This is a genomic window from Halobacillus sp. HZG1 (genome assembly GCF_035818575.1).
GTDB lineage: Bacteria > Bacillota > Bacilli > Bacillales > Halobacillaceae > Halobacillus > Halobacillus litoralis.
Genome location: NZ_JAYLVQ010000046.1, coordinates 23,308 through 32,225, shown reverse-complemented (window position 1 = coordinate 32,225; position 8,918 = coordinate 23,308). Strand labels below are relative to the sequence as shown.

Below are 8,918 nucleotides of genomic sequence, written 5' to 3'. Positions count from 1 at the left end.
CTTTCCATGGGGCGGGCGGTGAGCCTCCTCAGGCTACGCCTTCCGGGGTCTCACCTGTCCCACACGTCCCATAGGAGTCTCACCGTTTCCCTCCGCCCCTTTCCCATGAAATAGATTCTCGAAACCAACACTAAAAGGGCAGATCTTATGATTTTGATAGGTGGATTATAGAACCCCTGCACTTATAAGTAAGGATCTCATCCTTCCCACCTAGGCAGGCGTAAAGGGCTTTGTATCAAGTATTTACGTTTTCTAAACGTCCAATGGATAGAGTGTAGATCATCCACTTCCCATAACCATACGAGCTGATTTTTTAAGTAGTGGTTTCGAGATACTTATATGGCAAAGGGGCGGAGGGGAATGGCGAGACTCCTGCGGGAAAAAAGTGCAGGGTGAGACCCCGCAGGACGCAGTCCGAGGAGGCTCACCGCGCTCCCGCGGAAAGCGAGTCATTCCCCGTAGCCCCCATCCACTCAACAAAAGTCTTGAAACTGAGTCTTCAACTAAAGGAAGATTATATGGGGGATCGGGTGGCATTTTAGGTGAATCAATATAGGGGGGGGATCGTAACATAAAAAGAAGCTTGCATGACAAGACGCATGCAAGCAAAAACTATTTCTGTATCATACATATCGAAAGGTTGTGGGAAAAATGAAAGAAGTCATTTTCGCATTGTTGACAGGGTTCATTGTAGGTCTTGTTTTTGCAGGGTTCAAGTTACCAATTCCAGCTCCGCCTGCTTTTGCCGGAGTGGCAGGGATCATCGGGATTTACCTTGGTTTTAAAGTAATGGCATGGGCGGGCCCGATGCTTGCTGAATTTTTCAAGTGAATACATTATAAGAAAGGCCTCAACCATACGGCGATTCTCTGATTCAGACGGGTAGTGAATGACCGCCTTTTTAACCAGTGGTCATCGAAGGGAATGGCATCCGCGGCATCCTCAAAGTAAGCCGTTCTCAAATCACAAATGAACTCCTCATCATACACATAAGTGTTGATTTCTTTGTTCAAGAAGAAGCTGCGTCGGTCGAAATTGGCGGTGCCGATATCGGCAAATGTTCCATCAACCATGACGACCTTCGAATGGTAAAATCCTGCATCAAACAATCGAACGGAAGCTCCCAAGTCGTATAATTCTTTTAAATAAGGAATGGCTGCTGGTTTTACAAATGGATGGTCCGCCTTCATCGGTACCATAATGTGAAGATCGACCCCTCTTGCGATCGCCTGTTTTAAGCCTGTTTGTAACTTTTCTGTCGGGATGAAATAAGGCGTTCCGATCAAAATTTCTTTTCCAGCTGAATCGATCATTTTTGCAAATTCCTCTTCCAGCTCAACCCCGTCCGTCGCCATCATGTTCATCTTATAATCTCCTTCACCGGAAGGCTCACAAGGAGGCAGTGTTTCTCCTGAAGCCAGGTACCAGTCATCCAGCATCACTTTATGGATTTCACAAACGACAGGTCCCGTCAGACGGAGGTGATAATCTCTCCAATCGCCGAATTTTGCTGACTCTCCAATGTAATTCTTTCCGATGTTGAATCCACCTACATATCCAATTTTTCCGTCAATAACCGTAATTTTTCGATGGTTTCTCCTATTTAATCGATAAAAAAAGAAGGGGAATCCGGGAGTTTCGGCGAAATAGAAGTCAACACCTGCATCCTTCAATTTCTTTCTGGCTGACTTATTTATTTTGTACCCTCCGAGCCTGTCGACAAGCAGACGGACAGGAACACCGTTTTGAGCCTTGTTCTTCAACACATCTAAAAAGTTTTCACTAATGTAATCGTTATCGATTAAGTAGAAATAAACATCGACTTGTTCTTTCGCTTCCGAAATTTCCTGGAACATCTGCTCATACAAAACTGAGCCATTTTTATATAATTTATAGTTGCCGGTGGTTTCCGGCAAAGGAAGGGGCCTATGATTTTTTTTGTGATTTGCCCGTCCCATTTTGAAGTCGAGATACAGGAATAAGATAAACAAAATGATGAATAGAATGATTGTGACGAGCATCTTTCTTCCCTCCTAAAAATATCTTCCTGATAGTTTCCCCGTTTTTACAGGTTTCAAAAGGAAAAACAAGAAAAGATGTTGACTGAATGCTCATTCATAATTTATAGTAAAGCTATAAGATTCAGAAAATTTTAAGATTCCTTGTCGATTTTCTGATCGGAGAAAAGGGAAGTCGCCATCGAGCGACAACAACAAAGAGGGGGAGAACCAATGAATCCGTTGTTGGTGGCAAACTGGATTTTATTCCTTGGCGTCCTTGTCTACGGCCTGTACTTGTTCGTCCGTGTCGTTCAGACTCGCATCGCTTACATTAAACTGGGGAAAAAATTCGAGTATGACAGACAGCTGAAGAGGCGTTTGCAGAAGATTTGGATTTACGTATTCGGACAAAAAAAGCTATTGAAAGATAAGAAGTCGGGCATCATTCACGTCATGATGTTTTATGGTTTCATCCTCGTCCAATTCGGGGCGATCGACTTTATTTGGAAGGGACTGGCCCCAGATTCTCATCTGCCTTTAGGACCTTTCTATCCAGGTTTTACATTCTTCCAGGAAATTGTGACACTGACCATCCTTGTCGCTGTCATATGGGCGTTCTACCGCCGTTACATTGAAAAATTGGTTCGCTTGAAGCGTGGCTTTAAAGCAGGACTTGTCCTTATTTTTATCGGAACATTGATGGTTACTGTACTTGTAGGAAATGGTATGGGTCTCATCTGGCATGGCCATGAAGGAGCATGGACAGAACCTGTTGCGTCCGGAATTGCAAGCGCTTTCGGTTGGCTGCCGCCTGCAGCTGCAGCGACTGTGTTCTTCATCATGTGGTGGATTCACCTGCTCATCCTGCTTACATTCATGGTTTATGTACCTCAATCGAAGCACGCACACCTGATTGCTGCACCGGTCAACGTGTTTCTGAGCCGTGAAGAACCACCAGGGAAACTGAAACCGATTGATTTTGAAATGGACGAAGATGCGGATGAAGAAGACGTATCTTTCGGAGTTGGAAAAATCGAAGACTTCAACCAACTGCAGATGATTGATTTTTATGCCTGTGTCGAATGTGGACGTTGTACGAATGTTTGTCCTGCTTCAGGCTCCGGTAAAATGCTTTCACCGATGGATTTGATCGTTAAGTTGAGAGATCATCTGACGGAAAAAGGGGCGGCTGTGACCGGCCAATCTCCCTGGGTGCCTGCTTATGCGTTTTCTGGAACAGAAGGAAATACGCTCGCCCAGATGTCACGCTCCCAAGGGTCAGATGAAGCGGCAGCTACACTTGATGCAGTCAACAATAAGAGTTTGATTGGAGATGTCATCACAGAAGAAGAACTTTGGGCTTGTACCACTTGTCGGAACTGTGAAGATGCCTGCCCGGTCATGAACGAACACGTCGATAAGATTATCGACCTTCGCCGTTACTTGGTTTTGACAGAAGGAAAAATGGATGCCGATGGACAGCGTGCGATGATGAACATCGAACGTCAAGGAAATCCGTGGGGACTTTCTAAGAAAGAACGTGAAGACTGGAGACAGTTGGATGAGGATGTTCAAATCCCTACTGTAAAAGAATTGAAAAAATCAGGTGAAGAATTCGAATACTTATTCTGGGTCAGCTCGATGGGCTCTTACGATAACCGCAGCCAGAAAATCGCCATGGCTTTTGCGAAATTGATGAATGCCGCGGGTATCAAATTTGCGATTCTTGGTAACAAAGAGCAAAACTCCGGAGACACGGCTCGCCGTATGGGGAACGAATTTCTTTTCCAGGAGCTTGCTGAAAAGAACATGAAAGAATTCGAAAAACATAACGTGAAGAAAATCATTACGATTGATCCACACGCCTACAATATTTTCAAAAATGAGTACCCGGACTTCGGACTTGAAGCAGAGGTTTATCACCATACGGAAATGCTTGCCGAATGGTTGAAAGAGGGACGCTTGAAACCAGAAGGAGTCGTGAAAGAGAAGATCACCTATCACGACAGCTGCTACCTCGGCCGCTACAACGAAGTGTATCAGCCGCCGCGTGAAGTACTTGAAATGATTCCTGGCGTCGAAGTGGTGGAAATGAAGCGTAACCGTTCCAACGGCATGTGCTGTGGAGCCGGAGGCGGTATGATGTGGATGGAAGAGAAATCCGGAAACCGTGTCAACGTCGCCCGGACCGAACAGGCGCTAGAAGTGGAGCCGACAATGATCTCAAGTGGATGTCCGTTCTGTCTGACGATGCTTTCCGATGGAACGAAAGCGAAAGAAGTGGAAGAGGAAGTCAGCACAATGGACATCGCCGAAATCCTCGCAAAATCCATGTTTGATAAAACAGAAGAGAAAACCGCTTAATCAAACGTTTGACCAATATTTTGACCGTCGAAGTCTCCCGTTAAAAGAAAAAATAGTATGAAAATTGTGGAAAGTGTACAGCATTTTATGTACACTTTCCTTATGGGACGATTTTGAGCGAGCGTTCAATCGTCAATTTTGAAAGCGTTATCAATTAGAGGAGGAATAAACATGCGTAAAACTGTAATTGTTGCTGGAGCCCGTACCCCTTTTGGAAAACTCGGAGGATCCCTTGCACCTTTGACAGCTGCACAGCTTGGGGGAATCGCCATTAAGGCAGCTTTGGAACGTGCGAATGTGAAAGCAGAAGATGTGGATGAAGTCATTATGGGGACCGTTCTTCAAGGCGGGCAGGGACAGCTTCCTTCCCGACAGGCCTCCAGAGAAGCAGGGATCCCTTGGGATGTAAAAACAGAAACCGTCAATAAAGTTTGTGCCTCTGGTATGCGAAGTGTGACGATGGGTGATCAGTTCATCCGTTTAGGTGAAGAGGATATCATCGTTGCAGGTGGTATGGAGAGCATGAGCAATGCTCCTTATTTCATGCCGAAAGCACGCTTTGGATTCCGCATGGGTGACGGTGCCGTCAAGGATATGATGGTGCATGATGGGTTGACATGTTCGTTTGAGAATGTCCATATGGGCAATTACGGTAACCGGACGGCTGAAGAATTTGAATTAACAAGAGAAGCGCAGGATGAATGGGCTTATCGCAGCCATCAGAGAGCCGTGAAAGCCATAGAAGAAGGAACACTTGGTGAAGAAATTACAGCAGTCGAAGTGCCACAAAGAAAAGGCGATCCGAAAGTCGTTGATACAGATGAGGCTCCACGTAAAGGTACAACGGTGGAAGCATTGGCAAAACTTCGTCCTGTTTTCGACAAGACGGGAACGATCACGGCAGGAAATGCTCCAGGAGTCAACGACGGAGCTTGTGCCATGCTGCTCATGTCTGATGAAAAAGCGCAAGAATTAGGTGCGGAGACACTGGCTACGATTCTTGCACACGATGAAATTGCTGTTGAAGCTCAGGATTTCCCGCAGACGCCCGGCCTTGTCATTAATAAATTGCTGAAAAAAGCAGGGAAAGACATGGAAGAAATCGATCTATTTGAAGTAAACGAAGCGTTTGCTGCGGTTTCCTTAGCCAGTGGCAAAATTGCAGGGCTGGATCACGAGAAAGTGAACGTCAACGGTGGAGCTGTAGCGCTGGGACACCCGATTGGAGCCAGTGGTGCGCGTATCCTTCTCACCCTTGCTCACGAATTAAAACGCCGCGGCGGTGGACTTGGAATCGCAGCGATTTGTTCAGGTGGAGGTCAAGGAGACGCTGTATTGATCGAAGTACCGAAACAATAAGGGGGAATGCGGGATGACAATCAATCAAGTCATGGTCATAGGAGCAGGCCAGATGGGGGCTGGGATTTCCCAGGTTTTTGCTCAGGCCGGATTGCACGTAAAAATGAATGACATGAGCCAGGATGCCTTGGATCAAGGTCTTGCAGGCATTGAAAAACGCCTGAAGCGGGCGGTTGAAAAAGGAAAGATGACCGAAGAAGATCAAAAGGCAGCATATGGACGCTTAGAGACAACGACCAACTTGAAGGACGCCTCGGACTGTGACCTAGTTGTGGAGGCTGTCGTTGAGAACATGGATGTGAAGGTGAGCGTTTTCCAACAACTAGATGAAATTACCCCTTCACATGCCATCTTGGCAACGAATACATCATCCTTACCGATTACAGAGATTGCTGCGGCGACCAAACGTCCAGATCAGGTCATCGGTATGCACTTTATGAACCCTGTACCGGTCATGAAGTTAGTGGAAATCATTCGTGCCATCCAAACGAGTGATGAAACATATCAGGCGATTGAAGATATGACGAAGAAACTGGAGAAAACGCCTGTCGAAGTCGAGGACTTTCCAGGGTTTGTCTCCAATCGTATTTTAATGCCGATGATCAACGAGGCAATCTATACGGTTCACGAAGGAGTAGCATCGCCTGAAGATGTGGATGCGGTCATGAAACTCGGGATGAATCACCCGATGGGACCACTTACGCTTGCTGACTTTATCGGACTTGATACGTGTTTATACATTATGGAAGTCCTTCATGAAGGATTTGGTGACAGTAAATACCGCCCATGTCCGCTGTTACGTAAGTATGTCAAAGCAGGATGGCTTGGGAAGAAATCTGGACGTGGTTTTTACACCTACGATTAACGTGTAAAGGGGAGAACGAGAATGAATTTGCAGTTCACGGATGAACAGGAAATGATGAGAAAAATGGTTCGCGATTTTGCGGAAAAAGAGGTGGCTCCTGCTGTTGAGCGTATGGAGAGGGAGGATCGGTTCCCTTCCGAGCTGTTACCGAAAATGGGCGAACTCGGGTTGATGGGTGTACCGATTCCAGAAAAATATGGCGGAGCTGAGATGGATTACATCTCCTATATCATCGCGATTCACGAACTTTCTAAGGTGAGTGCGACGCTTGGTGTCATTTTATCTGTCCACACATCTGTCGGCACGAACCCTATCTTATACTTCGGTACAGAAGAACAGAAAAACAAATACATTCCGAAACTGGCATCAGGTGAATATTTAGGAGCATTCGCACTGACAGAACCGAGTGCGGGTTCTGATGCAAGCAGTCTGAAAACACGAGCAGTAAAGCAAGGGGACCATTACATTCTCAACGGTTCTAAAGTGTTCATCACCAACGGAGGAAATGCAGATACATTCATCGTTTTCGCCCGTACGAATCCGGATGTGGAAACAAAGAGAGGATTGAGTGCGTTTATTGTAGAGCGGGAGACCCCCGGCTTTTCCGTAGGGAAGGCAGAGAAAAAGATGGGGCTTCACGGATCCAGTACCGTTTCCCTGAATTTTGACCAATGTGAGGTTCCTGCTTCGCAGCGGCTTGGAGAAGAGGGGGAAGGATATAAAATTGCGCTTGCCAATTTGAACATCGGACGAATCGGTATTGCCGCCCAGTCCCTTGGTATCGCGGAAGCAGCGCTTGAACATGCGGTCTCTTATGCCAAAGAGCGCGAGCAGTTCGGGCGTCCGATTGCGCATTTGCAAGGTGTTTCTTTCAAACTCGCCGATATGGCGACGGAAGTAGAAGCTTCGAAGCTTCTCGTCTACAACGCAGCTTCCCTTCAGGCGGCCGGGAAAAAGTGTGCGAAAGAAGTGTCAATGGCCAAACTGATGGCTTCCAAAACAGCAGTGAAAGCGTCGATTGAAGCTGTGCAGGTCCATGGCGGATACGGTTATACCGAAGATTATGCCGTCGAGCGCTTTTTCAGGGACGCCAAAGTTTGTGAAATTTATGAAGGTACAAGTGAGATCCAGAAAATCGTCATAGGCAATCATCTGATCAGAGACTAGGAGGATGACAGAATGAATTTTACTTTAACAGAAGAACAGGAAATGCTCAGAAAAATGGTACGTGATTTTGCTAAAAATGAAGTGGAACCAACAGCTGCAGAAAGGGATGAAGAGGAACGCTTCGATCGTGAAATTTTCGATAAGATGGCGGAGCTTGGTTTGACGGGAATTCCATGGCCTGAAGAATATGGCGGTATTGGATCGGATTTTGTCAGCTATGTCATCGCGGTTGAAGAACTTTCACGCGTGTGTGCTTCCACGGGGGTCACTCTTTCTGCGCACATTTCTCTAGCGAGCTGGCCAATTTATAAATTCGGAACAGAAGAACAGAAGCAGAAGTATTTGACTCAACTCGCTTCAGGTGAAGCTCTTGGAGCTTATGCCTTGTCTGAACCAGGAGCAGGAAGTGATGTTTCTTCCATGAGGACACAAGCGAAACTTGATGGAGACCATTATGTGCTGAACGGAAGTAAAGTGTGGATCACCAATGGAGGAGTCGCGGACATCTATGTCGTCTTTGCAAAAACAGACCCGAATGAGGGCAATCGTGGCATCAGTGCGTTTATCGTAGAGAAAGATACACCAGGATTCACGACCGGAAAGAAAGAGAAAAAGCTCGGCATTCGTTCGTCACCAACGACAGAACTAATCTTCGAAGATTGTAAGATTCCGAAAGAGAACTTGCTCGGTGAAGAAGGTAAAGGATTCAAAGTAGCGATGATGACCCTCGATGGAGGTCGTAACGGAATCGCTGCTCAGGCCGTTGGAATTGCTCAAGGAGCGCTGGATGAATCTGTGAACTATGCGAAAGAGCGTGAACAGTTCGGGAAGCCGATTGCTCATTTGCAGGGGATTTCTTTCAAGCTCGCCGATATGGCAACAGAAATTGAAGCCTCTCGTTTGCTTACTTACCAGGCGGCTTATTTAGAATCAGAAGGACTGCCTTACTCAAAAGCATCGGCCATGGCTAAATTGTTTGCTGGAGACACAGCGATGAAAGTGACGACAGAAGCCGTACAGGTCCACGGAGGTTATGGCTACACGAAAGATTATCCGGTCGAGCGTTACATGCGTGATGCGAAAATCACCCAAATCTATGAAGGAACACAGGAAATCCAAAGGCTCGTTGTCGGCCGCATGGTTACTCAATAGAAGGTCAGCGT

The 8,918-nt window shown here is 46.4% G+C and carries 7 protein-coding genes; 6 read left to right on the top strand and 1 reads right to left on the bottom strand.

Features of this window, described 5'->3' with window-relative positions; genetic code table 11:
• The first annotated feature begins 651 nt into the window (after positions 1-651).
• Positions 652-831 (top strand): XapX domain-containing protein, encoded by a 180-nt coding sequence (locus VKA52_RS07160; protein WP_326314756.1) that lies wholly within the window; start codon positions 652-654, stop codon positions 829-831.
• Between the two features lie 5 nt (positions 832-836).
• Here the strand turns inward: VKA52_RS07160 and cls are convergent, their stop codons facing one another.
• On the bottom strand, positions 837-2,021 hold the full coding sequence (cls, locus tag VKA52_RS07155) for a cardiolipin synthase (protein WP_326314754.1): 1,185 nt from the start codon (positions 2,019-2,021) through the stop codon (positions 837-839).
• 210 nt (positions 2,022-2,231) lie between these two features.
• On the opposite strand from cls, the gene VKA52_RS07150 reads away from it, so the two are divergent.
• The 5 genes from VKA52_RS07150 (at position 2,232) to VKA52_RS07130 (ending at position 8,907) form a co-directional block, all read left to right on the top strand.
• Complete coding sequence (locus VKA52_RS07150) at positions 2,232-4,364, top strand: heterodisulfide reductase-related iron-sulfur binding cluster (protein WP_326314752.1); 2,133 nt, start codon at positions 2,232-2,234, stop codon at positions 4,362-4,364.
• A gap of 171 nt (positions 4,365-4,535) precedes the next feature.
• Positions 4,536-5,723: an acetyl-CoA C-acetyltransferase gene (locus VKA52_RS07145; RefSeq protein ID WP_326314751.1), complete on the top strand. Its 1,188-nt coding sequence runs from the start codon at positions 4,536-4,538 to the stop codon at positions 5,721-5,723.
• A gap of 13 nt (positions 5,724-5,736) precedes the next feature.
• A complete protein-coding gene (locus VKA52_RS07140; protein ID WP_326314750.1) occupies positions 5,737-6,588 on the top strand; it encodes a 3-hydroxybutyryl-CoA dehydrogenase in 852 nt (283 codons plus the stop codon).
• 21 nt (positions 6,589-6,609) lie between these two features.
• Positions 6,610-7,755, top strand: a complete 1,146-nt coding sequence (locus VKA52_RS07135) for an acyl-CoA dehydrogenase (protein WP_326314748.1) — start codon at positions 6,610-6,612, stop codon at positions 7,753-7,755.
• A gap of 12 nt (positions 7,756-7,767) precedes the next feature.
• Positions 7,768-8,907: an acyl-CoA dehydrogenase gene (locus tag VKA52_RS07130; RefSeq protein ID WP_089654847.1), complete on the top strand. Its 1,140-nt coding sequence runs from the start codon at positions 7,768-7,770 to the stop codon at positions 8,905-8,907.
• The last annotated feature ends 11 nt before the right edge of the window (positions 8,908-8,918 follow it).

Excerpts from the sequence above, each read along its gene's own strand:
- VKA52_RS07145 (WP_326314751.1), top strand. The coding sequence starts at position 4,536 with ATGCGTAAAACTGTAATTGTTGCTGGAGCCCGTACCCCTTTTGGAAAA.
- VKA52_RS07135 (WP_326314748.1), top strand. The coding sequence starts at position 6,610 with ATGAATTTGCAGTTCACGGATGAACAGGAAATGATGAGAAAAATGGTT.
- VKA52_RS07140 (WP_326314750.1), top strand. The coding sequence starts at position 5,737 with ATGACAATCAATCAAGTCATGGTCATAGGAGCAGGCCAGATGGGGGCT.
- VKA52_RS07150 (WP_326314752.1), top strand. The coding sequence starts at position 2,232 with ATGAATCCGTTGTTGGTGGCAAACTGGATTTTATTCCTTGGCGTCCTT.
- cls (WP_326314754.1), bottom strand. The coding sequence starts at position 2,021 with ATGCTCGTCACAATCATTCTATTCATCATTTTGTTTATCTTATTCCTG.
- VKA52_RS07130 (WP_089654847.1), top strand. The coding sequence starts at position 7,768 with ATGAATTTTACTTTAACAGAAGAACAGGAAATGCTCAGAAAAATGGTA.
- VKA52_RS07160 (WP_326314756.1), top strand. The coding sequence starts at position 652 with ATGAAAGAAGTCATTTTCGCATTGTTGACAGGGTTCATTGTAGGTCTT.